16 protein-coding genes are annotated in these 22,777 nt (G+C 63.1%); 8 read left to right on the top strand and 8 right to left on the bottom strand.

Features of this window, described 5'->3' with window-relative positions; translation table 11 throughout:
* Positions 1 to 3: 3 nt before the first annotated feature.
* Positions 4 to 372, bottom strand: a complete 369-nt coding sequence (locus tag GBEM_RS06910; protein WP_012529805.1) for a rhodanese-like domain-containing protein — start codon at positions 370 to 372, stop codon at positions 4 to 6.
* Positions 373 to 1,089: 717 nt separating this feature from the next.
* Between GBEM_RS06910 and flgM the strand changes: the two genes are divergently transcribed.
* The gene (gene flgM, locus GBEM_RS06900) at positions 1,090 to 1,368 is read left to right on the top strand and encodes a flagellar biosynthesis anti-sigma factor FlgM (RefSeq protein ID WP_012529803.1); all 279 of its coding nucleotides are present in this window, start codon (positions 1,090 to 1,092) and stop codon (positions 1,366 to 1,368) included.
* 98 nt (positions 1,369 to 1,466) lie between these two features.
* On the opposite strand, the gene GBEM_RS06895 is transcribed toward flgM, so the two are convergent.
* From GBEM_RS06895 to GBEM_RS20325, 3 genes are all read right to left on the bottom strand, one after another.
* Positions 1,467 to 2,978: a M15 family metallopeptidase gene (locus tag GBEM_RS06895; protein ID WP_012529802.1), complete on the bottom strand. Its 1,512-nt coding sequence runs from the start codon at positions 2,976 to 2,978 to the stop codon at positions 1,467 to 1,469.
* Between the two features lie 98 nt (positions 2,979 to 3,076).
* On the bottom strand, positions 3,077 to 7,843 hold the full coding sequence (locus GBEM_RS06890; RefSeq protein ID WP_012529801.1) for an MBG domain-containing protein: 4,767 nt from the start codon (positions 7,841 to 7,843) through the stop codon (positions 3,077 to 3,079).
* Positions 7,844 to 7,867: 24 nt separating this feature from the next.
* Positions 7,868 to 11,767 carry a pilus assembly protein gene (locus GBEM_RS20325; protein WP_226373937.1) on the bottom strand — a complete coding sequence of 1,300 codons (3,900 nt, stop codon included), beginning with the start codon at positions 11,765 to 11,767 and terminating at the stop codon, positions 7,868 to 7,870.
* 822 nt (positions 11,768 to 12,589) lie between these two features.
* Here GBEM_RS20325 and GBEM_RS06880 point away from each other — a divergent pair.
* Genes GBEM_RS06880 through GBEM_RS06865 form a run of 4 tightly spaced genes read left to right on the top strand, consistent with a single transcriptional unit; the run spans position 12,590 to position 17,526 of the window.
* Positions 12,590 to 13,765 (top strand): hydrogenase small subunit, encoded by a 1,176-nt coding sequence (locus GBEM_RS06880; protein ID WP_012529799.1) that lies wholly within the window; start codon positions 12,590 to 12,592, stop codon positions 13,763 to 13,765.
* 28 nt (positions 13,766 to 13,793) lie between these two features.
* A complete protein-coding gene (locus GBEM_RS06875) occupies positions 13,794 to 15,509 on the top strand; it encodes a nickel-dependent hydrogenase large subunit (RefSeq protein ID WP_012529798.1) in 1,716 nt (571 codons plus the stop codon).
* A complete protein-coding gene (locus tag GBEM_RS06870) occupies positions 15,506 to 16,678 on the top strand; it encodes a cytochrome b/b6 domain-containing protein (RefSeq protein ID WP_012529797.1) in 1,173 nt (390 codons plus the stop codon). The genes GBEM_RS06875 and GBEM_RS06870 overlap by 4 nt, the downstream gene beginning before the upstream one ends.
* Before the next feature lie 2 nt (positions 16,679 to 16,680).
* Positions 16,681 to 17,526: a L,D-transpeptidase gene (locus tag GBEM_RS06865; protein WP_012529796.1), complete on the top strand. Its 846-nt coding sequence runs from the start codon at positions 16,681 to 16,683 to the stop codon at positions 17,524 to 17,526.
* Between the two features lie 128 nt (positions 17,527 to 17,654).
* On the opposite strand, the gene GBEM_RS06860 is transcribed toward GBEM_RS06865, so the two are convergent.
* From GBEM_RS06860 to GBEM_RS21435, 3 genes are read right to left on the bottom strand one after another with little or no spacing between them, the layout of a single operon-like run.
* Positions 17,655 to 17,846 (bottom strand): ferredoxin, encoded by a 192-nt coding sequence (locus GBEM_RS06860; RefSeq protein WP_012529795.1) that lies wholly within the window; start codon positions 17,844 to 17,846, stop codon positions 17,655 to 17,657.
* Between the two features lie 41 nt (positions 17,847 to 17,887).
* Complete coding sequence (locus tag GBEM_RS06855) at positions 17,888 to 18,232, bottom strand: YtxH domain-containing protein (protein ID WP_012529794.1); 345 nt, start codon at positions 18,230 to 18,232, stop codon at positions 17,888 to 17,890.
* Between the two features lie 44 nt (positions 18,233 to 18,276).
* Positions 18,277 to 18,432, bottom strand: coding sequence for a hypothetical protein (locus GBEM_RS21435; RefSeq protein WP_169308685.1), 156 nt, complete (start codon positions 18,430 to 18,432; stop codon positions 18,277 to 18,279).
* A gap of 81 nt (positions 18,433 to 18,513) precedes the next feature.
* Here GBEM_RS21435 and GBEM_RS06850 point away from each other — a divergent pair, with 81 nt between their 5' ends.
* From GBEM_RS06850 to GBEM_RS06840, 3 genes are read left to right on the top strand one after another with little or no spacing between them, the layout of a single operon-like run.
* Positions 18,514 to 19,575: a hypothetical protein gene (locus GBEM_RS06850; protein WP_012529793.1), complete on the top strand. Its 1,062-nt coding sequence runs from the start codon at positions 18,514 to 18,516 to the stop codon at positions 19,573 to 19,575.
* 17 nt (positions 19,576 to 19,592) lie between these two features.
* Positions 19,593 to 20,753, top strand: a complete 1,161-nt coding sequence (locus GBEM_RS06845) for a vWA domain-containing protein (RefSeq protein ID WP_041263072.1) — start codon at positions 19,593 to 19,595, stop codon at positions 20,751 to 20,753.
* Positions 20,754 to 20,757: 4 nt separating this feature from the next.
* Positions 20,758 to 21,165, top strand: coding sequence for a hypothetical protein (locus tag GBEM_RS06840; protein WP_012529791.1), 408 nt, complete (start codon positions 20,758 to 20,760; stop codon positions 21,163 to 21,165).
* A 242-nt stretch (positions 21,166 to 21,407) separates the two neighbouring features.
* Here GBEM_RS06840 and GBEM_RS06835 read toward each other — a convergent pair whose 3' ends face one another.
* A complete protein-coding gene (locus GBEM_RS06835) occupies positions 21,408 to 22,745 on the bottom strand; it encodes a radical SAM/SPASM family putative metalloenzyme maturase (RefSeq protein WP_012529790.1) in 1,338 nt (445 codons plus the stop codon).
* Positions 22,746 to 22,777: the final 32 nt, after the last annotated feature.

Genomic DNA, 22,777 nt, shown 5'->3' with positions numbered 1-22,777 from the left:
TTACTAAAGGCCGCGCACTCGGGTCATCTCCCTCCCCTGCCCGACCTCCTCGACAGGCAATCCGGCACTGAGGTAGGCCTTGAGCCCCCCCGACAGGGCGCAGGCACGGAGACCGCGCTCCGTGAGGGTCCGCGCCAGTTCCAGCGCAGGTTCGTCCCCCGGCGTGGCGCAGCAGATCACAACGGTGCGCCCGTCAGGTATCTCCGGCAGGTGCCTGCGCGCCTCGTCATCCGTCAACAGCAGGGCTCCGCGCACCTTTCGCAGGGTGAAGTCGGCGTCGCCTGCATGCCGCAATTCGATAAAAAACAGCGGCTCGTCCGCCTTGATCAGCTCCCGAACCCACTCCGTGCTGACCGCCAGATCGCGCTCCATCCGTCCCTCCTAGTCCTCTCCCTCATCCCCCGCTTTTTCGTCCACGTGCTTTGGCCCTCTTTTGCGCCTGATGCTGAGATAAACCACGCAGAAGATTGCCAGGACGATTAAGAATGTGAGGCCTAGGGCGAATGTTCCAAAAGAATGCGATTTGACAACATGAACGGGTGGCTGTGTCTGTGCCTGTGTTTGCGTCTGTGTTTGCGTCTGCGGTTGTGTTTGCGGCTGCGTCTGCGGTTGTGCCTGGGTCTCTGGCATCGCGTGCCTCCTTGACAGATCCTGCCGCTCCACCTTGTCGCGGTAGCCTTTGGCGTCACAAGCGCCATTGTCTCTGTGATAATGTGAAGGGAGCGATACAGTGTTGATAGAACGTGCTCTGACTGAGGCGTTAAATTTTCCCTGCCTCGTGCCGCAGCACCCAACAAAAATATCTTAAAGAAATTTAATGTCAAGCCAGAGAGTGATATCTGCCGCGGTTGGATGACAATTCACATCGTTCAGTCAGACAATCTCGATGCAGTGACAGGGGTTGTCGTAGCCGTAGTCGTGACGTGAAAGGGAACGATCTTGGCGGCAGCGTGTTAGCAGACATTTGCAGGCAGGAAGCCTTGGCGGCAAGTGGCGGAAATATCATGAGACAAAAATCAGTGGGCTTTTAAGGCCAAAGGGCATATTATTTCCACAGTTTCACCTCAACATAAAAAAGCGAGTAAAACTATGAAAGTATCGGATATAGCACACCCGGCGCAGTTGCAGCAGGTAGAGGAAAAGGAATCGAAGAGCCCAGCGGCCAAGGAAAGGACGGCGGCAGCGCCGCGCAAGGGAGGAGATGTGGTCGAGCTCTCCACGGCGCTGGACCAGCAGAGTACCGTGCAGCAGGAACAGTTGCAGGCGCAGCGGGTCGCTTCGATCAAGTCCCAGATAAAGGCGGGAACCTACCAGGTGGATGCACGGCTGGTGGCGCAGAAGATGCTCTCCGGCGATTCCGGGATCTAGAGCGGGCAGTTTCCAACAAAAAAGGGCGCGTCACTTAACAGGTGGCGCGCCCTTTTGTTTTGCCTAAAGGAGGTGGGACGACGAACTTCGGCCCAAAGTTAGGGCCGGCCAGAAACAAGGTTGAGTTTGCGGATGTCGTACTCGAGGTGCTGATAATCAGGGAAGCGCCATGCGCCGCCCCAGGAAAAGCCGCGCTGCCGGAAGGCGGAGAGGAGCGGGTCGTCGGCCTGCAGCATCCCCGGCCGCAGGTCTCCCCGGTCCAGGAAGGAAGCCGAAGCGGCCGGCAGTATGCTGCAAAGCGAGCCGTTATTGCGGCAAAAATCGGCCGCGGCAAGAGCCGTGTCGCCGGAGCTGCCGCTGGCGGCGTCACCGGAAGGGACCGGGTAGGCCTCGGGGTTTACCTGCAGGTAAGGGTTCTGCCGTGGGTTGATGTCAATGGCGGCGCCATAGCTGTGCGTGGAGAAGACGCCGGGACGCCCGGGGACCTCGCGGCAGTTGAAGGCGGAGGTGTTGTTGGCAGCCATGGAAAGGAACTCGTCGGCGCCGAAGGCCTCGGCCAACTCCATGCGCTCTATGGGAAAGCGGCCGTTGAAGGCGTGGTGCAGGGAGTCCATAACGAAGGCGCAAAGCGAGGCATGAACCACCAGTTCCCCGTAATGCGGCCGGCCGTCGAATCCCCAATACGAAGTGACCAGGTAGGAGAGTTCCTCGAGGGGGACCGGGCACTCCGGGCGCCACGAACCCTTCTCCAGCATCCGCTGGCTCACCTGCGGGGGGAGCGTCACCGCGGCCGCAAAGAAACCGCTCTTCCTCTTTAGCGCCAAAAGGCGCGAGGCCTGCGTGAGGCGCAGGGCCATTTCGGGCGGGAGATCGGCCGGCAGTTGCGACTCGATCCACTGGCTCGCCAGCTCCAGCGCGGGCGCGATCGCCACCAAAAGTTGCGGCTCCTTTTCCGGGTCCAGCCACTGCATCACCTGCACCAGCTCCTTTTCCGGCATGGAGATGCACCCCGAGGTTTCCGGCTTCCTTTTGCTCTCGACATGGATAAAGATGGCACTTCCGAGGCCCCGCACCACCGGCGCCTCGTTGTACTCCGGCGCCAGCGCATATTTATATAGGGGATCCGGACGGAGAAGTTCCTCGTAGGAAGAGGCCATGGTCTGGCCGCGCCGCACCCAAAGGTTGTAATCAGGGGAATGGACGTCGTCCACCCAGAGGTCCTGGCTGTCCACCCGCTGGTACGGAAAGCGACCCTTGAATTCCCCCTGGTAGCCGAAGGCCCGGCGCAGCGGGAAAAGGCCGGATGGGGTGCGCCCGTCTCCCTCACGCTTCTCGAAGGGAGGGGCCACCCCGTTTCTACCCAGATTCACCGGCACCGGCGGCGCAGCCAGTTGCCACCCAAGGAGGCCGCGCTGCAGCGGGTATAGCGCCGCGCCCGTCGATGCGGGGCTGACGGCATCGACGTAGAGCAGTTGCCGGCTTTCGCCGAGAAGGGCCGTGTCCAGGTCCTGCTGGATCCGGCGCGGCAGCTCGCCGGGGCTGCCGCACCCTGCGGACAGGGAAAGGGCAAGGAGTGCGAAGCTGCCCAAAAGGGTGCGCAGTGGTCTCATCAGGTGCTCCTCCCGTAAAGACAGTAGATTCGTCTATACGAAGTCGCCCCGAAAGGCAAGGAAAACCTAACCTTTCCCGAGTCGAGAGACCGCTGGAGCTAGAAATCGACCAGCCCGACGATCCTGCGCAGCAGCACAAGGACGTCGCCCACATCGACGACACCGTCGGGCTGCGGAATTCCGTTCACCAGCGGGGCCAGGTCGCCGCGTGCGAAAAGCTCCGCGCTCATGGGCTCTAGCCCCAGCGATCCCCTCAGCAGCCGGGCAGCGTCCTGCAGGTCGACGCTGCCGTTGCCGTCCAGGTCCCCCGGTATCATCTCGACCCGGATCAGGTTCCTCTGCGCCACGACCGATTCTCCCGCTCCGCCTCCCCCCCTGGCCCTGATACGGATCACGCCGGTCCGTGAAAGCGTCACCTGCTGCTCGAACCCACCCGCCGAGATCAGCGGGGTGAACGGCACCCCATCCACCTCGAGGGTGACGCTCCCCGGCTGCTGCAGGGTCGTGCTGCCGCGGATGGTGAGCGACTGCCGCTCGGTGCGCAGGTCCTGTGCCGGCTCTGTGATCGCTATGGCAGGTCCGCCCGGCGATAACGTCACGCTCCGCTTCACCCGTGAACTCCGCCCGGAGAGCTCGGCCGAGATCTCGATGGTGTTCACCCCTTCGGAAAGGTAGGCGCTGCCGGTGAAGCTACCTTGCTCCACCCCCAGCAACTGCGGCGACGACCCGTTCAACCAGAGGGTGACCGCGCTCCCCGGGGTGACGCTCCCTTTCACGGCGCAGGAGGGGGTGTCGGTGACGCTATTGTCCGCCGGGAAAACCACCGAGATCACCGGCGCCAGGGGGGCAAGCGTGATGTTGAGGGTCCGGGTGGTCCGGTTCCCGGCACGGTCGAGGGCGGAGACGCTGACCGAGTTGGACCCGGGGGCGAGAACGACGGCGGAGCTGAAAGATGCCGCCTCGGCGGTCACTTCCTCCCCGTTCACCGTGAGGGTGGCGATGCCGGAGAGGTCGGATGCTTTTCCCATGAGGCTCAGCACCGGGTTCGAGGTCACGGCCCCGTCCGAGAGCGTGGAGAGGGAGAGCTCCGGCGCCACCCCCTCGCTGGCTACGGTCAGCGGCTGGGAAACCGGGAGAGCGGGCTCGAAGTCGTTGTTGCCTGTTTGCCGCGCGGTGATGACGCAGGTCCCCGCCCCGACGATGGTGACCATGTTCCCGGTCACTTCGGCGACCAGGGGATCGGAACTCGCGTAGCTCACGGGAAGGGCGCTAGTGGCACTTGCCTGGAGGGGAAAGGGGGGATCCCCCACCACCTTCTGGGCCAGCGAGGAAAAGGAGACCCCCTGCCCGCTCTTGTGCACCACCAGGGGCTGCAACCTTTCGGGCGCCGGTTCCAGGCTCCCGGTCCCCGGCTGCGACACGGTGATCACCGCGCTTCCAGCGCCGGTTATGGTGACTGTCTGCCCGTTCACCTGCGCCACCTCACGATCCGAGCTCGCAAAGCTCAAGGTGAGTCCGCTGCAGGCCGAGGCGACAATAGTAAAGGGGGGGTCGCCGAAGGTCCGCTCCGGTATGGGGGGGAAGTAGATCTCCTGGCAGGACCTGAAGATGCGCAACGTGCCGTCGACCGGCAGGAAACGGTAGTTTTGCGAAGAGAGCGTCCCCAGGGCGGCCGCGATGGCATACTCCCCGACGCTGCTCTCAAATAAGGCCGCGGTCGAGAGCGAGGGGCTCCCCGAAAGAACCGACACCCCTTCCCCCTTGACGAACCCAAGGTAACTCGCGCTGAGCGCGGGGTTGGGCGTCAGGAAAGCGCGGACCTTGTCGTCGGCGACGACGCGAAGCGGAGCCTTGGCGACGGTAAAGGAGACGGTGACATCTTCCGCGGGCTCAAAGCTGTCGTCCCCCCCCTGCGAAACCGTGATGGTGGCGGTCCCGGCGCCGGTGATCTGTATCTCTCCCCCGACCGCAACGGCGACCCCGGGGTCGGAACTGGTGTAGGTCAGCGGCAGGCCGCTGGTTGAGCTTCCGCCCGGGTCGAAGTCGGGGTCGCCGTAGGTCTTGTCGCTGAAATCGCCGGGATCGATGGTCTGCTCCTGCTTGACCGGCGCCGGGTTGAGATAGAAAACCCGGATGGTTTCCATGATCGGGCCGGCCCCGCCCCTGTGGTTGGTCATGTACCCCCGGGCGCGCAGGAAACGGGTGGCAAGCGTACCCGAAGCGCCGAGGTCGAAGCCGTTTCCGGAGAGCTCCCAGTTCGCCGTCCCGGCGACCCTCTCAGCCGGCCCCAGGGGGAGCCACTCCACGCCGTCCGGAGAATGCTCGAAGGTCACCCGGGCAAATTCCGGGCCCGTCCCGCGCCGCTCCCAGCGCACCGCCTTGCCGTCCGGCTGTACCGCCACCTCTTGCGGCGCCCACCCGTCGCTGAAGCGCTCCAAAACCCTCTTCTCGATATCGTCGCCGATGCTGCGGAAAGCGCCCGCCATCACCAGCTTGCCGTCGAGCTGCTTGCCGACTGCATTCACCATGTTGAGGTTGTAATCGGCCCTCTTGCCGCCGAGGAAGCCGTAGTCGAAGTCCGGGTCGAGCACCCCCTCCGGGGTCAGGCGGGAGATGTGCCATCTCGCAGCCGTAGTTTCCTTGCCGTCTCTGACCGTGTTGAAGTTCCCGGACACGACCATGTTGCCGTCGGTCTGCACGGCGATGGCGTAGAAGGAGCCGGTGAGCTCCCTCCCGTCAGGCCTGATGTATGTGGTTTCGACGTTGAAGGTGTTGTCTATGGCGCCGTTGTTATCGATCCTGAGGATGTGCCTTTTCCAGCTCTTGCCGTCGGGGCCGGTATAGGTGGAGGTGAAGGTGCCGGCCACCATCAGTTTGCCGTCGGCGGTCTGCTGGATGGTGTTGATCATGCCGGAGCCGAGCTGCAGTTCGTTAAAGCTTTCGTCCTGGGTCCCGTTTTCGTTCAGGCGCAGCACCACCCCTTCGGTGGTCCCGATCACGACCTTCCGCCCCTGCACCGTCAAAGCCGTGATCTCCCCGCCGATCAGGGAGGGGGGCAAGGCGTACACGTTTGCCGCGAAGGCGGCGTCGAGATCGCCCGCGTGGTCCACTTTCGCCAGGAAAAAACGAGGGTTCAGCTCGGCGCCGAATTCGTCATATGCGGGGTCGGAGCTGCCGCCTGCGATGAAGATATCCATCTTCGGCGTTTGGTCCGGGAGCGTATCGCCCGTCGGCGTCATCCCGACTGCGCGGGCCATCTGCAGGCCGGGCATAACCTCTCCCGCGATCAACAGGTTCATCTTGGCATTGAAATCTAAGTCGAGATCGCCGTTCGATTTAAGGCGGAACACCTGGTTTTGCGGCGCCCCGTTCATGGCGCCGAATTGCCCTGCAACGAGAATGTCCCCGTTCAGATAGGGCGCTATCACCAGGACGCCGTTGTTCAGCTTCAGGTTTCCCGGCGGATCCAAGTCGAGGCTCCAGTCCTTTTCCAGCCTGGCGAAACGGTTTCTGAGTGTGCCGTCTACGTTGCTGAAGAGTCCGCCTATGTCCATTTTCCCGTCCGGGTGGGCGTAGAAGGTGAGGATGTTGGCGCCAATGTCGGCGGTATCCATGAGCGAGACTATCTTGGTTCCGATCGCGACCGCATCCTCATCGAGATGCCCCTCGGGGTAAAACCGGGCCAGCTTGGTGCGGGGGGCGCCTGCTACATTATCGAAGTCGCCGGCGATAAGGATCTTGCCATCCAACTGCACCAGGGCGGCTGCCACCTTCAGGTCCGGGGCGGGGTCGAAACCGTCGAGGGTGCCGTCGATATTGAGGCGGGCCGCATGGTTGCGGGAGGAAGCAGGGAGGGCAGGGCCGGGTTTAGCTATCTTGGTGAATTCCCCGCCGATGACGATCTTGCCGTCCGGCTGCAGCGCCACGGCGGCGACGCCGCCGTCGGGAGCGGGATTGAAATCGTCTATGGTCCCGTCGCCCGCGGTGCGCGCCAGGTGCTCGCGGGGGTGGAATACCCTCCCCGGGCCGATATGGATACCGGTGAAATCCCCCCCTAGCACCAGCCGGCCGTCCACCTGCACCGCCAGCGCCCGTACCGGCCCGTCGGGATAGGCGCTGAAGCTGGGATCGGGTAAACCGGCGCTGGTGAAACGGGCCAGGTACCCGGCGCTCCCTGTGAAGCTCCCGCCCGCCACCACCTTCCCGTTTTGCAGCGCGATGGCGAAGACCTGGCCGCCGCTTACCCCCCCCGAAAAGCTGGATTTAAGGGTCCCGTCGGCGAGCGAGATTTTGGCGATGTTGCTGCACGGGGCGGTGTGGGAGACCTGGCTGAAGCTCCCGCCGACGACGATGTCGCTGGAGCCTTGGGGGAGGACCAGCGCGTTCACTACGGCCGCGGCCGAGGTGATAGGATCGAAGTCCTCTAGAAAGCCGTCGCCGCTTCTTATCCGCGCCAAGGCATTGCGATCCAAGTCCCCTTCAGGCGTGGCGATCTTGGCGAACGCCCCGCCGATGAAGATGGAGCTCAAGGCGGAATTCGCCTGGTTCCACTGGATGGCGATGGCGTTCACGCTCCCTTGGGGATTGTAATTGAGGGTGGTATCGAGGGTGCCGTCCGGGTTCAACCGGGCCAGATTGACCCTGGTGGTCACGGGAGTGCCGCCGGTCAGGGTGAAGGAGCCGCCGATGATCACCTTGCCGTCCCACGGCTGCACCGCGACGGAGCGGATCCCGGCGCCGCTTATCTTGACGCTGCTGTAGATGTCGAAGCCGTCACGCAGGGACGAGACGGCGGCTTGGGCGCGGCCGGCGAAAAGCGAGAGAATAAGTGCGACCAGCAGGAGCAAAAGCGGTCTTGGCTTCATCTTAATCGTCTCCGGTTTGATAGGTCAGCGTTCCTGGATGTGGACGATCTTCTTCACCGGACGCAGCCCGCTGTTGGACACAAGCCTGATGCCGCCCGGCTTGCCGACCACGCCGCCGCTGCGCCTGTTGTCCCTTTGCTTGAACCCCTCCCCGAGATCCAACGACTGCAGGCTACCGGTCGCCACCCGCACCAGCGCCCTCCCCTTGATCAGTCCATCCGGTGTTTGGGCGCCGGTATTGTAATAGACGCGCCAAAGCGAGGAGGCGCCGAACTGGCAAGGGTCGGTGCTGGGCTTGAAGGTAGTGAAAAAGACGGCCCCGCTGGCGCTGGCAGTCGCGGAGGTGAGAAGCCTCTCGTCTCCCAGCGTCCCGGAGGCGCGGTCAAGATCGATGCGCCATCCCTTCTTGTCCTTCATCTCTGCGGTTTCCCCGCTTTGATCCGCCAGATCGGAGGTGAGGACTTTGGTCTTCTCCCCAGGCTGGGCAAGACAGGTGGCGTCGAACCTGTCTTTTTTCAAGCTTCCCTCCGCCTTCGGATAGCAGGGCTCCTTCACCCCGTACAGGGCGAGCCGCGGCTTGTCCGGACCATTGAGGCCGTCCTCCTTGAAGAAGTACCTCCCCCCTCCGAAGAAGAGCCAGAGGTTCTTATCCTTGCGGTCCTGAAGCCGCGCCACACCGCTCGTCACCGGGCCGATGCCGTCGATCAGCGGGTTCCAGACCCACTCCGCCGGGTTCTTGCTTTCCCTGGTGACGATCCTCCCCACCCCGCCGTCGCTCCAGGTGCCGGAGGTTTCGTGCTTTTTCGTGTAGCCGACGTAGAGGGCGTCGTCCTGGTAGTTGCCCAAGGCGCTGCTATCCCACTTGTCCGCGTCGATCCCTCCTCCGTTCAAGGAACCGGCAAAGGCCTTCTCTACATTTGTTTCCATGGTCCGCAAGAGTTTTCCGGTGGCAAGGTCGAGGACGAAGAACCTGAGCGGCTGGCTGGAGCGCCCGAGAAACTGCTGTGAGCCGGTGTCGACCGGGCCGGTCGGCCCCGAGCCGAGGACGGCGAACCAATTGCCGCCGGAGCGCACGATGGCGCTGCCGGCCGTGGCGAAGCCAAGCTGCGGGTCGCTGAACTCCCAGAGGAGCTTCGGTTTTTCCGGGTCGGTGATATCCAGGGCGAAATAAGAGGAATAGCCTACCTTGTCCGCGGCGGTGCCGGAAGGCAAGGGAACGCAGTTGGCGCCGCTAACGCAGGTTGCGCCCCCAAGCCCCATTCCACCGATGAGGACGGTGCGCCAGCTGTCGCTCCCGTCCCCGCTTCCGATCTGCACGTCGGCGAGGGTGATACCGCCGTCGACGTAATAGAGGTGGCGGTAGTCGGGATGGGTCAGGTACTTGAGGTAGGGAAGAGCGTTCTTGGGGATGAAAGCCCATTCCTCCTTGCCCAGGCTCTCCCCTTTGAGGCGAGCGAGCGTGTCGCCGGTGACATCGGGGTCGAGCGTCCCCAACCGGAAGGCGTGCAGCATCCCGTCGTTGGCGCCTACGTACACCATGCCGCGCGCCTTGTAGGAAGCGGTGTCTGTGAATTCGCCGTAGCTTGTGTCGCCGTACCCCCTTGGCGCCGGCAGCTGATAGCTTCCCAGCGGCACCGCGGACTGCATTTGAGGCGAGGAGGAGATGATGTCCCCCAGTTTCCAAACCGAGGTTTTGTCCTGGTTCACCCCCGGGACGGCTAGACTGCGGTTCCTGTACCCGGCGATCTTGCGCCCCCTGATGTATTCAATTATGTCGTCGGCTTCCTTAGCCCCCCCTGCCTGCAAAAGCCGATGGATACCGGTACTGTTCGCGGAGGTATCGAGAGCGGCGGTGCTGAACTCGACCAGTTCGCCGGAGAGCTGCGTGTAAATGGTGCGCGTCGACGAGCGCCTAAGCCACAGGCTCCGCCCCGCGCGCCAAAGGCTCCGCACGTCGTCCAGCGAGACCTCCGCGGGCTGGTCCGTGATGAATCTGTCCTCGTGCGCCGGGGTGCTGTCGCCGATGCCGTCGCCGTTTTTGTCTTTGAGCAAATAGGCATGGCTTTCGTTTCCGGAGCTGTCATAGACAAGGTCCAGCACCAGGTTTTCCTTGAGCTTCAGCGTCTTTTGCTCCGGCGTATCCTCGCGGATGGTGTTCTTCTCCCCGCTCATGATCCCGATGAGAGGGTCGATGTAGTACCAGAGGGCCTGCATCTCCCCGATCCAGGCGGCGGAGGTCTTCCCCTGGTCGAAGCTCTTCAAGGGGTGGAACTCGTCCTGCAGATACAGGGCACCGTTGCGCTCGCCGGTGGAGAGCATGGCGGGCGAGGTGCCGGAACCTCCGGCTATGTCCTGCATCATGCCGCGCAACGCCTTTTCCAACTCCGCCATGTCCTGCGCGTTGGCAATCTTCCCCCCCCCGTTGGCAGCTGTCATCTGCATCATTTTTTCCGGGACCGCCTCCGTGCCGGGACATCCCCCTGCCGCGTCCCGCTCCGCACAGGGGGGGCCGGTATAGACCACGTAGGTCGAGATGTAGTCCTTGTTGTTCACCAGCGATTGCGAGAAGTCCGTGATGTTCTTATGCCGGGCAATCCAGGCGAGGTCGTCGAGGTTGTAGCTTCCCTGGAACGGTGGACGCTCTTTCCCGACGGTCGTCAACGAGGCAGGCATCCCCTTCCCGCCTCCCCAGCGCATGACCGCGTCGGCTACCAAGTCATTGACCGCCTTATGCAGATCCGCGGACGAAGTGCCGTCCGTCAGGATGAGGACGTTGTTCTTCTGGCAGGTGTAGCGGGAAGGACTCGTCCCAAAATCGCCCTCTTGCAGGCGCAGATCGCTGCGGCCGGAGAAGTAGCCCATGGCGTTGTAGAAGGATTCGGCGAGAGGGGTCCAGGCATCGGCCCTGATCTGGTCGACCGTCGCTATCAAGCCGGAAAGATGATTTCCCACCTCGGGGGCTACGGCGGCCACAACCTTTCCCCCGTCGCTTCCCACCGCGTGTTCTACGCAGCTGTACTGTTCTTCGCAATCGGAGGAGCTTTTGCATGACCGTCCCGAATCCACCCCGCCCTTCACGCAGTGCTTCACCTTGCAGGGGATATCCCCGTAGGCGAGCTCCCCGGCCGCCTTGCAGTCGAAAGCTGCGCCGCTGTCGTTGAAGATCATGGCTCCGATGTTGATGGCCGAGGAGAATTCCTGGATCACCCCGGCCGGCGGCGACGGGAGCACTACCTGTGCCTGTAGCGTTCCCGTCACCGTCCCGAGGTTTAGAAGCCCCAGCTCCAGGAGGTAGGCCGGGACTTCCATGTTTCCCGACATGCCGGCGCTGTCCAAAGGATCGGTGGCGGGCGCCTCCTTTACCGCCTCCTGACAGAACTCCTTCGCCTTTATTTCCGTTTCACCTCCGTCCTCTATGCCGTGCCCGTCCCAGAACTCGCCCAAATAGGGATAAGTTTTGCTACTGCCGCAGATACGGTCGTAGAACTCCGCCCTGTCGGGTTCCTCATTGTAGATGTTAATTATTCTGAGCCTGCAGTCGTCCGCGACCATGGTGGTGAAAAATTTCTTGGGTTCGAGAAGACGGCCGAAAAAGCAGCTGGTCATGGCGTCGTTGTAGGTCCTGTAGGCGCTTGGGATCTTCTTCCCCTCTTCATCTACACCCTGCCACCAGTTGTTCGCGCCGAGGCAGCTTAAGCCCCCGATGCGCAGGCGGTCCTTGATCTTCCCAGCCTGGAAATCCCTCATCGCCTGGGCGCAGGCCTTGGCGTTGTACGGTCTGTCGTAGATTTCGATCCGGGTCGCTCCGCCGGCACGCTCGGGGCCCTGGTAGTCCGTGTCGGAGGCGGCAGGGCCGCGCACGGCGAAGGTGACCTGGGAGGCCTCGGTAGCGACCTTGATGTACTTCTCCCCCCCGGCAGCCACGGCTTTCGGCCTGTAACCTGCCGGTGTTTTCGATGTATTTGCCGCCGGTCAGCACCCGTTTTTGCAGGTCCAGTTTCGACATCGACAGCCAGTTGAGGAACCTGCCGCTGGCGAGGAAGCGGTCCACCGTGCGAGGTTTCGATTGATCGACGTCAGCCGCCATCCCGACGCAGAGATAGCCCTTGTCCACCGTGTTGCAGCCGCCTGGAAGTTTTGCGCTCGTGGTCTTGAAGCCGCCGGCTGCCAAGTCGTAGCTGTAGACGACCCCTTGGTCGAAGTATCCGGAGTACGACTTTGAGTCGGAGTAGGTGTCGTCGATGCAATAGGCGTTGGGATCGGTATAGGCCAGGTCGTAGAGGCTAGCGGAGTTGTCCAGCATGAGCAGCAGGTTGGGCTTTACCCCGGCTCCTGCCGACGGGGGGACGCTGCAGTAGGGGAGTCCGGGAAATGCATCGGCTGCGAAGAGCCTCCCCGCGACAGCCAGCAGGCAGACGTTCAGAATGCAGAGCCAAAACAGGACACGGGGCAACGCGGTGCAGACCACTCTACCTTTTTTCATGGCTCCCTCTTCTCAAGACGTACCGGCGCAGTGATTTCCCATGAGAAGCAGAGCCGACGACGCCTTAGATTATAATTTCCTAAGCATAACAGGCGTAATCGGAAAAAAAAGTTACTGCGGCTCTAATTTGACACCCCAGGCGAGCGGGTTAACATTCAACTGTCCGTAATATCGAGCCGGAAATGTTCTGCCTCGGAAGGACTCCCTCGGCAGAATCGTCTCCGTTTTGTGGCACCGGTCCAGGGCCGGATGGAGCATGGGACATGAAAGATCTTCAGCAGTGGGCAGAGGGCGACACCTTCGGGGATTTGCTGAAACGGCGGGGGGTAACCAGGCGTGAATTCCTCTCCTTTTGCGGCAAGATGGCGGCGCTGATCGGCACCGGCGGGGTCTTCGCGGGAAGCCGGACCGCATGGGCGCAGGAACTCGCCGGGCGGCTGGAAGGGGCGCGGCGCCCGAGCGTGGTCTACCTGCAGTTGCAGGAGTGCACCGGCTGTCTGGAGAGCCTGCTCCGTTCCGCGAGCACCCCGGTCGAGGAACTGGTCCTGGAGCAGATCTCGCTCGACTACAACGAGCTCCTGATGGCTCCCTCGGGAGAGGCGGCCGAACAGGCGCTCGCCGCAGCACAAGGAAAGCCGCACCTCCTCTTGGTGAACGGCTCGGTGCCGCTCAAAAACGGCGGGGTCTACTGCACCATCGGCGGCCGCTCCGCGCGCGACGTGCTCGAGCGCGCAGCGGCCAACGCCACCGCGGTCGTTGCCATAGGCGCCTGCGCCGAGTACGGCTGCGTCCAGGCCGCCGCCCCCAACCCCACCGGCGCCGTGGGGGTAGCCGACGTGATCAGGGACCGCCCGGTGGTGAACGTAAGCGGCTGCCCCCCCATCGCCGAGACCATCAGCGCCACCCTCACCTACTACCTCGCCTACGGCCGCACGCCGCCTCTGGACGGGCTGGGACGCCCGCTCTTCGCCTACGGCCAGCGCATACACGACAAGTGCCCCCGGCGCGCAAGTTTCGACGCCGGGCAGTTCGCGGAGCGCTTCGACGACCAGAACGCCCGCCTGGGGCACTGCCTCTACCGGCTGGGGTGCAAGGGGCCGGCCACCTTCGCCCCCTGCGCCACCATCGAATGGAACGACGGGTTGAGCTTCCCGATCAAGGCGGGGCATCCCTGCCTCGGCTGCACCGAGCGCCACTTCTACGACCGGATGACCCCATTCTACCGGCGCCTCCCCGGCATCGTGGTCCCGGGGCTCGGGGTGGAAGCGACCGCCAACACCATAGGCGTTGCGGCCGTCGCCGCTTCGGTCGCCGCGGTCGCGGTCCACTCCGCAGCGACGGTGATAGCGAAGCACCGGGCGCGCCGGGCCGAGCCGGAAAGCCTGCCGCTGGCGGTACTGGGAGACAGGAAGGAAGCTGACGAGAAGGAAAAGGATTAGGCCTTCCCGAGCGGCAAGGAGAAACCAGATGGCAACAGAGCGCATCGTCATTGACCCGATCACCAGGATCGAGGGGCACCTGAGAATAGAGCTTGAGGCGGAGGGGGGGAGAATCGGCAACGCCTGGGCCTGCGCCACCCAGTTCCGGGGAATCGAAAAGATCCTCGAAGGACGGGACCCGCGAGACGCCTGGGCTTTCGCGCAGCGCATCTGCGGGGTCTGCACCGGCGTCCACGCCATCGCCTCGATACGGGCCGTCGAGGACGCCATCAAATGCCGCATCCCCGAGTCGGCAGAGTTGATCCGGAACCTGGTCTCCGGGATGGCGACCCTACAGGACCACGTCATGCATTTCTACCACCTGCACGCCCTTGACTGGGTGGACGTGATGAGCGCGCTTGCCGCCGACCCAGCCGCCACCTCGCGCCTTGCCGCCTCCGTCTCCCCCTGGCCCAACAACTCCGCCTCCTGGTTCAAGGAGGTGCAGCAGCGGGTCGCGACCTCGGCCAAGGGAGGGCTCGGGATCTTCGCTTCCGGCTACTGGGGGCACCCCGCCTACCGCCTCCCTCCCGAGGCGAACCTGATGGCGGTCGCCCACTACCTGGAGGCGCTCAAGTGGCAGCGCGAGATCATCAAGCTCCACACCATCTTCGCCGGGAAGAACCCCCACCCCAACTACCTGGTGGGGGGGATGGCGACCTCCATCAACCTGGACAACCAGCTCACCATCAACAAGGTGCGTCTGGACCAGTTGGGGGAACTGATCCGGGAAGCACGCCGCTTCGTCGACGAGGTGTACTACCCCGACGTCATGGCCATCGCCGGCTTCTACCCCGAATACGCCTCCATCGGCGTCTCCTCCCCCACCCTCATGGCCGTAGGCGAGAGCGCCTTCTCCTGCGCCGGCACGCCGGCCGGAAAGCCGGTCGCAGCAGGTCTCCTCATGGACGGCGACTACCGAACCTCACACCCTTTCAACCCCAGGATGGTCGCCGAGTACGTCTCCTCCGCCTGGTACCTCTATCCGGAGGGGGACCGGCAGGGGCTGCACCCGTGGCAGGGTAGGACGGAGCCCAACTACACCGGTCCCAAGCCCCCCTACCGCCAGCTTTCCGACCAGGAGAAGTACACCTGGTGCAAGGCGCCGCGCTACGACGGCCGCCCGGTCCAGGTCGGCCCCAACGCGAGGATCATGCTGGCCTACGCCCAGGGGCACCCAGATACGGTGCAGCTCGCCAACCGGGACCTGGGAAAACTGAAAGCCGGGGTCGAGGCGCTCAATTCCACGCTCGGGCGCACCTACTGCCGCGCCCTGGAATCGGTCATCCTCGCCCGGCGCATGGAGGAATGGTTCGCGGCCTTGAACGAGCGGATCAGGTCCGGCGACGTCTCCACCTTCAACGCCGAACTCTGGGAGCCGGAAAGCTGGCCCAAACAAGCGCAGGGAATGGGTTACCTGGAGGCCGCGCGCGGGACGCTCTCGCACTGGGTGGAGATAGAAAACGGGCGCATCGCCCGCTACCAGTGCGTGGTTCCCAGCACCTGGAACAGCTCGGGGCGCGATCCCAACGGCCTGATGGGCCCCTACGAGCAGGCCCTGGCGGGGGACAAGAAGCATCCGCTGGTCGACCCCAAGCGCCCCGTCGAGGTGTTGCGCACCATACACTCCTTCGACCCGTGCCTATCCTGCGCCGTGCATCTGCTGGTGCCGGGGGGGCCGGCGTTTGAGGTGAAAGTGCGATGAAGATCTTCGACATCCCCGAGGACGAGATCCGCATCGAGCTGGGGGACCCTGCCCCCTTCGACGGCGGGAAACGGCGCGAGCTGATGCTGGCCGCGGCGCTCGGCGCCCCGGTCGGCACCCGGGACCCGGTCGACCTCGCCTTGTTGAGCGCGGCCTCGCGCAAAGAGGACCTGCGGCACTTTGAGCAGACGGCGTTCACGCCGCTGGAGCCGCGACTGGCGCGGAGCATCGCGCGGGTGCGCCGGGTGGGAACGGAGGAGGAAGAGTTGATCGCACGCGGCGAGGTCGACGCCATCCTGTACCTCTGCCGCGCCGACGAGGCGACCCGCTTCCGGGCGGAGTTGCAGGCCGAGATGAGGATGACCCGCGGCTACCGCGCGCTCGGGATCGCCAAGGCTAAGCCGGAGCCGAAGGGGAACGAGAGCTGGACCTTCATGGGGTACATCCCGGTCCGCGCCACGCGGCATAAAAGCACGCACAGCGAAGAGCCCGCCGACTTCAACTACGTCACCGTCTGGGACTGGCAACTGCGCGTACTGCACTGGCTTTCGGTCTTCCTGATACTGGTGCTGTCGCTCACGGGCCTCTTAATGGGGAGCAGCCGGTTCATCTACGGCGTTACGGAAGGGTATTCCAACTACCTGAGCTGGCTCAGGCTCACCCACTTCGTCGCGGGGTGGTTCCTTCTTTGCGCCGCCATCCTGCGCATAGCCGGGCTCTTTCTCGCCTCCAACCGCTTTCAGCGCTGGTACGCCCTCTTCCCGGTGAAAAAGCGCGACCTGAACAACCTGGTACAGGTGGTGCAGAACTACCTCTTCTGCCGTTTCGAGCGCCCCCCCCACTACATCGGCCACAACCCGCTGCAGCAGATCGCCTATACCGCCATCTTCGGCGTCGGCCTCGCCGCACTTTTCACCGGGTTCGCGCTCTACGCGCTCTACGCACCGGACCATTGGCTTTTGCGCTACTTCGTCTGGTTCGACGATCTGTTCGGCGTGCAGTACCTGCGCCTTGCCCACCAACTGATCATGTGGATCTTCCTCGCCTTCATCCCGATCCACGTCTACCTCTCCATCCGCGCCGATACGGTGGAGCGCGAGGGGGCTCTCTCCTCCATCGTCAGCGGCGGCCGCTGGTGCCGGAAAGGAACAAAATTCGAGGACGGTTAGATATGGGAACCGGTGTCAGGTACCTGGGAAGAATCGCCTCGACGGCGGTTATAGCGCTGCTATTGTGCGCTGCGTCAGCCGGCGCCGCCAAGCTCCGCTCTCTTTGCGAGATCAACTACCCCAGCGACTCGCGCATCCCCTGGAGTTGCGTGAAGCTCAAGTGGGGCGATACGCCGCAGGCGCTGTTCGGCGACCACTGGAAGGACGTGCTCCGCTTCAACCGGCTGGACCGGCGCCATTTCCTGGGCGGGGCGAAGGTCAAGGTGCCGAAGAACCTGGCGCAGGTCAGGGACTTCAACCCGATGCCGCTCACTTACCCGGATGCTGCTAAGGAGCCGAAGTTCATCATGGTGGACCAGGCCGAGATGTTCCTTGGGGCTTATGAGTACGGCAAGCTGGTGTACTCCTTCCCCATCGCGCTCGGCATCCAGGGGAAGATGGTTCCCAACGGCACCTTCCGCATCGACGCCGCCGACCGGCGCCACCAGTCGAACCTTTACCAGGTGGAGGAAATCGGCCGCCCCTACCCCATGCACTACGGGCTCAGGTTCTGGGTCGACAAGAGCAAGGAGGATTGGCCGACCTACTGGATCCACGGCAGGGACCTTCCCGGCCACCCCGCCTCCCACGGCTGCATCGGCCTTTACGACGAGGAGATGCAGTACGACTATTACCGCAGCTACGACCGCAAGGTGTACCGGGACAAGTACCGCCCGCTCACCCGCCCCTTCCTGGAGGACGCGAAGACCCTGTACCAGTGGGTGGTGCCTGCGGCGAGCGACCCGGGAGAGTTCCACAAGATAAAAAACGGCCCGCTGGTTCTCATCACCGGCAGGCCTCCTTCCTGAAGTTATTTGGGAAAAAGGACAAACGAAAGGCAGGATATACGGAAAAGGCCGCATCCGACACCGGAAGCGGCCTTTTTTTCAGTTGGAGCGATGGCAGGGACGGAGGCGCCCCTGCCGTTCACGATTGGTCAACGCCAGTGGATGCAGGAGACCGGGCAGACGTCGATGGCGTCGTTTTGTATCTCCTCTTCCGATGCGCCAGTCTGATCATAGCATTCGGCTTTGCCGTTGTCGGCGAACCTGAACACTTCCGGCACGTTGTCCGTGCAAAGACCGCAACTGATGCATACATCCTGATCGACCCAAGGCTCTCGTGCCATGGTAATACCTCCTCGTTTTTGGATTGGTTTTGCTACGACGCCTATATGCTCTTCTCGAGCTTCTTCCTCTGCTCTTCCAGCTTTTCCAGCGCCATGTCGAGGGCGGACAGCAGCATCTTTTTGGAATCCTTGCTGAGGTTCGCCTTCTCCTCCACGAATTCGGTGGCGCGGCTGGTCGCGGTATCGACGAAATCCGAGACGGTTTCGGCGAAATCCGAAACAGCTTCATTAGCTTTGCCGGTCACCTCTTCGGCCAGCGAAGAGAGGTATTGCCTGGTCTTCTTTCCCGCCTGCGGGGCCATCAGGAGCGCCAGCCCGGCACCGATCAAGCCGCCGACCAACAGAAAGACGGCATCCCCTCCTGTGCAGCTTTCTTTGTGTCCCATTAGTTTTCTCCTTGATCCGGGTGGTTTTAATTACAGCGGTAATACTACCACAAAATTAAATTCTTCAAATGTAAAGCCTTTTCTTCTGCGCCAGGATTTTCCTTTCCTTTGCCTGCTTTAAGTTGGTTGCCAACGGTTTTAGCTTGAGCTTTTGGCCGTTCCGGTTTCCTCAGTTTTTTCTGCGTGGCTAACGGTTTCACGGTTTTACCTCTTTTATGACACGCAGCTTATGTGTAAGATGTCGTTTCCCCTCTAATAAGGACACAGGAAGGAAAGCTGCCATGAACGTCGAACAAATGAAGATCGTCGTGAAGGAGATCCTCTCCAAGACCGACCTCACCCCTTGCATCGTGGGACACCGCGGCGTCGGGAAGAGCGCCGGCATCATCCAGAGTTGCCGCGAGTTGGAGCGGCGCTACGTTTCGCTGCGCCTGGGGCAGATGGAGGTCGGCGACTTGGTGGGCATCCCCTTCCGCAGCGGCGAGGTGATGCAGTGGTCGCGCCCGTCCTGGATCCCCGGGGGCGACGAGCCCCCGACCGTGATCCACTGCGACGAGTTGAACCGCGCCCAGCAGGAAGACACCCTGCAGGCGATCTTCCAGTTTGTCGAGCCCCCCGCCGAGGGGATGCTTCGCGCCATCCATACCCACAAGCTCTCCCGCCGCCACAAGGTGGTGGTAAGCATCAACCCTCCCGACGGGAGCTACCAGGTGGCGACGCTCGACCGCGCCCTGGTGGACCGCATGGTGATGCTTTACGTCGAGACCGATTATCAGTGCTGGGCCCGATACGCGCAAAGGCGCGACCTCGCCGGCGAGGTGCGGCAGTTCCTGGGGGGAAACCAGAACCTCCTGGCCAAGCAGGGTATGCCCATGGACCTGCAGGTCGAGCCGAGCGAGCGGGCCTGGGAGATGGTGAGCACCCTGAAGCAAAACTGCAGTTTCCCCGCCGAGCTGGAGATGGAGGTCTACGCCGGAGTGGTGGGGAGGGAAGCGGCCATCGCGTTCATGCGCTGGCTCTCCGACCGCCAGGGGCGTCCCTTAACCGCCCCCGAAGTCCTGAACGACTGGCCGGCCGTGGCAAAGCGGGCCGAAGTGCAGCGCGACGACGTGCAGGCGGCGACCATCAACGACCTCACCGCGACCCTGCAGGTTTTCCCGGAGTTGAGCGACGAGCAGGAGGAGAATCTCGTCGCCTACATCGCGCTGCTGCCGCGGGACCTCCGCTTCGGATTCGTGAAGACGCTACTGAAGATCCCCGAAGTAGCCCTCCGCCTGGTCCGCGACAAGCACGACCACGTGATTTACGACGCGATCCGCGCCATCAACCAGCAGGCGGGGTGACCGAGGTGTCCGCAGGCATGCTGGAAAACGCCGTGGTCAGGCTGTTACGCGAGCGCCCCTTTTACGGGCACTTCCTCCTGAACCTGCGCCGCGAGGAGCGGCCGCTTCGGGGAAAACCCGCGGGAGTCACCATCCGAAACGGCACCCCTATCCTGGCCGTCGACCCGGCCTCTTTCGGGGCCTTTTCGGCGACCGAGCAACAGGCACTTTTGGAGCACCTGGTAAAGCACCTTTTGCACCTGCACATGCTGCGCGGCAAAGGGCGCAACGCGCACGACTGGGACGTCGCCTGCGACCTCGCCATCAATCCGGGGAGTCCAGGGCTTCCCGCCGACGCGCTGTACCCCGCTCAGTACAAGATGCCCGACGGCCTCGCCGCCGAGGAGTACTACCAGCAGTTGGTCCCCCCCTTCGACATCGGCAACCTGGATGGAAGCGGGTTTGGCGACGCGGAAAAGGAACGGGAAGGTGCCGCGGGCGCCGGAAAGGGCGACCCCGCCGCCTCGACCCTCGACGACCACGCCCTCTGGAGCGACGCCGACAGCACGCCGCTTCCCTTGGCGCAGGAGATGCTGGCTACGCTCACCCGAGAAAGCCTGCGCGGCAGCGATGGCGAAGCTCCACCCGAGATCAGGGAGGTAGTTGAAGGGCTTTTGCGTCCCTCCCCCATCCCCTGGCGCCAGGTGCTGCGGCAGTTCGTCGCCACCGCCGGACGGCTGGGGAGGGAGGGGACCTGGATGAGGGAGCATCGCCGCTTCGCGCATGTCACCCCCGGAACCCGTAAGCGCCACCGCCTCAACCTGCTGGTCGGCATCGACGTGAGCGACTCAACCAATTCGGTGGAGCTGCGCGAGGCGTTCGCCAGGGAACTGGTCCAGATTGCGCGGGGCCGCGACGCCTCCATCACCGTCCTTTACGCCAACAGCAAAATACAGGAAGTGGAAGCCTTCAAGGGGAGTGCCTTCGCCCCCGAACGCTACGACGGCGGCGGCTTCACCGATTTAAGGCCGGTGTTCGCCTATGCGAGGGCCATGCATCCCGTTCCCGCAGCGGTGATCTACCTGACCGACGGCATCGGGCCCGTTCCCGAGCAGATGGAACTGCCGACCCTCTGGGTGCTGACCGCCGAGGGGGAGAAGCCGGCGCCCTGGGGCGTCGAACTGAGACTGGAGGTTTGAGCTAATGAAAGATACAGTGCAGCCGATGACAGCCGAATCGGTGGGGGAGCTTTTGAGGGAAGCCGGGGCCGAGGTGATGGTCAGGTCCGGCAGGAGTGACAGCTACAGCGCTCCGAGGGAATTTTCCTTCGAGGTAAAGGCGCTTTTCGAAAACGGGATGGGGCTTCACGTGGTGGCGCGCCAGTTCAACTATCGCGACCCGTGGGAAGCGGATGGGCGGGTAAACGACCTGGTCGACGTCATGCTTTTGCGCGACGGAGCTCTGACCCCGCTCCCCAAAGGCTACCCCTACTTCCAGGGTATCGACGAGGAATGCGGCCTCGACGAGGAAAAGCTGCGCGAGGTGATCGACTGCGTGAAAAAGGTGAACGTGAAGCTTTATCTGCTGCAGGAGATGACGGGAGATCTTTAAAAAAGGGGGACAGGCTACTTTTTGATTTGAAAAAGTAGCCTGTCCCCCTTTTCAGTAAAGAGGTCAATCCAGGCAGCGGAACACCTCGGGACTACAGAGATAACTGCGCAGGGCTCGGAGTTTAAGTGGCACTCCTGCTCGAAACGCTCGGCCTGGGCCAGATCGATGGGCTAAAGGGAGCTAAAGGGGACAGGCTACTTTTTGATTTGAAAAAGTAGCCTGTCCCCCTTTCAGTAAAGAGGTCAATCCAGGCAGCGGAACACCCCGGAGCTCCAGAGGCAGCTGCCGCACGGCTCGGTGTTGACGTAGCAGTCCTGCTCGAACCGCTCGGCCTGGACCAGGTCGCAGGGAGAAGTGTTGCATTCGGCGCAGGAAGGGTAGTCGTGGCGCAGCACGTTTTGCCGGTAACGTAGGAACTCCTCGGAATTCCAGATCTCCAGCACGCCGCGCTCGGCGACGTTGCCGAAGACCCGTGGCTGCACGGCATGTTCCCAGCCGTTGGCGAAGGAACGGCAGGGGTGCCAGAGGTGATAGCAGGGGTGCATGCCGCCGTCCCAGGAGACAAAGGCGCTCCCTTTTTCGACGAAACCGCAGCCTCTCTTCTCCCTGCGCGCTATCTCGGGAAGTCTCAGGTCGATCCCCGTATTGCGCGCCACCTGGACCGCCTCCTCGAATATCCCCTGGCTCTGCTCGATGCGGGCGGTGTTCATGGCGAAGAGCCTTTTCAGATCGAGCGTGATGCCGCGCTGCTGCGCGTCCGCTTTCATGGCCGCCACGAAATCGATTATGCGCCGCTCCTCGGTGGACTTCTTGTAATTCCAGAGGATGTCGAAGTAGCGCCCTATCTCCACCCCCTTAAGGTCTGCCTTACTCTGCCAGCACTGGAACAGCGTGATCGCCTCGTCGCTGCAAAGGTCGTAGCTGCAGTTTTCCAGGTGCGGTTCGTCGAAGGGGTGCAGATGGGAAACGATGGCGAAGGCTACGCCCCGTTCCGCGGCCCAGGAAAGCGCCGCCGGCAGCTGCGCCAGGTTGTCGCGCATGACCACGAATTCCACGCCGATTTCCATCTCGGGACGGCGGCAGGCGACCTTCGCGGATAGAAGCGCCTTGCAGGCGTGCTCCAGGTCGGCGAGTTCGCTTCCGGCGCGGATGGCGCTGAAGGTCGAGGCGTCGACCCCGTCCATGGAGAGGCAGATCTTGTCCACCCCCGCGTCGAGGAGCGATATGGCGCGCAGGTGCGAGAGGAGCAGGCCGTTGGATTGGAACCCGATCCAGCTCCCGTTGGGCATGCGGCTCTTGGCGTGGCTTATGTACTGCTCCAGCCGGGTGTTTATCAGCGGCTCACCGACGCCGTTCAGCACCAGGGCGTCGAGGTTCGCGAGCGCCGGTTCCAGCGCCTGGAAGATCTCCGGGGAGAGATCGCCGTCCCGCACGCTGCCGCCGGAATTCTGCTTCATGCACATGACGCAGTTCAGGTTGCAGCGGCTGGTCGCCTCCACGAACAGCTTGGAGGGGTACTCCAGGAAAGCGGGCTCTGTTGCCTGGAATTGGGAAAACGCGGCAGCGGTACATTGTCGCATGGTGATCTTCCTCTGATTCAATCCTTCGAGCG

Source organism: Citrifermentans bemidjiense Bem, from assembly GCF_000020725.1.
Taxonomy (GTDB): domain Bacteria; phylum Desulfobacterota; class Desulfuromonadia; order Geobacterales; family Geobacteraceae; genus Geomonas; species Geomonas bemidjiensis.
Note: the sequence above shows the minus strand (reverse complement) of the source record. Positions and strands in the feature narration are given on the sequence as shown.

Coding starts and splice junctions, on each gene's coding strand:
- GBEM_RS06850 (WP_012529793.1), top strand. CDS start 18,514: ATGAACGTCGAACAAATGAAGATCGTCGTGAAGGAGATCCTCTCCAAG.
- GBEM_RS06890 (WP_012529801.1), bottom strand. CDS start 7,843: ATGAAGCCAAGACCGCTTTTGCTCCTGCTGGTCGCACTTATTCTCTCG.
- GBEM_RS06865 (WP_012529796.1), top strand. CDS start 16,681: ATGGGAACCGGTGTCAGGTACCTGGGAAGAATCGCCTCGACGGCGGTT.
- flgM (WP_012529803.1), top strand. CDS start 1,090: ATGAAAGTATCGGATATAGCACACCCGGCGCAGTTGCAGCAGGTAGAG.
- GBEM_RS06875 (WP_012529798.1), top strand. CDS start 13,794: ATGGCAACAGAGCGCATCGTCATTGACCCGATCACCAGGATCGAGGGG.
- GBEM_RS06845 (WP_041263072.1), top strand. CDS start 19,593: ATGCTGGAAAACGCCGTGGTCAGGCTGTTACGCGAGCGCCCCTTTTAC.
- GBEM_RS06860 (WP_012529795.1), bottom strand. CDS start 17,846: ATGGCACGAGAGCCTTGGGTCGATCAGGATGTATGCATCAGTTGCGGT.
- GBEM_RS06895 (WP_012529802.1), bottom strand. CDS start 2,978: ATGAGACCACTGCGCACCCTTTTGGGCAGCTTCGCACTCCTTGCCCTT.
- GBEM_RS06910 (WP_012529805.1), bottom strand. CDS start 372: ATGGAGCGCGATCTGGCGGTCAGCACGGAGTGGGTTCGGGAGCTGATC.
- GBEM_RS06855 (WP_012529794.1), bottom strand. CDS start 18,232: ATGGGACACAAAGAAAGCTGCACAGGAGGGGATGCCGTCTTTCTGTTG.
- GBEM_RS06835 (WP_012529790.1), bottom strand. CDS start 22,745: ATGCGACAATGTACCGCTGCCGCGTTTTCCCAATTCCAGGCAACAGAG.
- GBEM_RS06880 (WP_012529799.1), top strand. CDS start 12,590: ATGAAAGATCTTCAGCAGTGGGCAGAGGGCGACACCTTCGGGGATTTG.
- GBEM_RS06870 (WP_012529797.1), top strand. CDS start 15,506: ATGAAGATCTTCGACATCCCCGAGGACGAGATCCGCATCGAGCTGGGG.
- GBEM_RS06840 (WP_012529791.1), top strand. CDS start 20,758: ATGAAAGATACAGTGCAGCCGATGACAGCCGAATCGGTGGGGGAGCTT.